Raw genomic sequence first — 661 nt, forward strand, 5'->3', positions numbered from 1 at the left:
GCGGGGGATTATAGGAATCTGGATCTGCTACCAGCAGAATTTGCCCCGGTTTCAGGAATCGGTAATTTGAATTTAATGCCATAAAATAGCGAGCCGCTTCGCTATTTGAATGGCTGAATAACAGACTGGCTTGAAAACTTAATCCTCCAGATTGCTGTACAACACAGAAACCGGGTTGAATGTTTCTTTTCATAATACTCTATTTGTTCCTGTGGTAGCTTTTAACATGTTGGCCTGACGTTAGATGACATAACTTAATCAGATAATCGGATTATTTTCAACATATAATAAATGGGTTTCTAATCTCTACAGAGTGAGAATTTATAGGGAGTCGGTGATGTATAAATTCAATCTGATGTTGTCGGTTGATATTGATTAATTTGCAGTTTTTTCTTTGCTAAAGGATAGTAATAGTGAATGGAATTTGTTTATATATTTGGTCTGACTACGAGCCTTCAATATTTACATTTATATAAGATAATTAACAATTTGCTACAATTATCTTATGGAAATTACAATTATTTTATTGAAATCAAAGGAAAATAACTCAGAATGAGAACTTGAACATAAGGTAAATTAAGTAGGTATAGTTATGGCAAATATGATTTATGTGACGATAAAAGGTGAATCTCAGGGGCTTATTTCTCAAGGATGTTCGACT

1 pseudogene is annotated in these 661 nt (G+C 33.4%); it reads right to left on the reverse strand.

Going from position 1 to position 661, the window contains the following annotated elements:
- Positions 1 to 193 (reverse strand): annotated as a pseudogene (locus AAC155_RS24265) (SAM-dependent methyltransferase); the annotation flags it as partial.
- Positions 194 to 661: the final 468 nt, after the last annotated feature.

This window comes from Photorhabdus sp. HUG-39, from assembly GCF_963878365.1.
Lineage (GTDB): Bacteria > Pseudomonadota > Gammaproteobacteria > Enterobacterales > Enterobacteriaceae > Photorhabdus > Photorhabdus kayaii.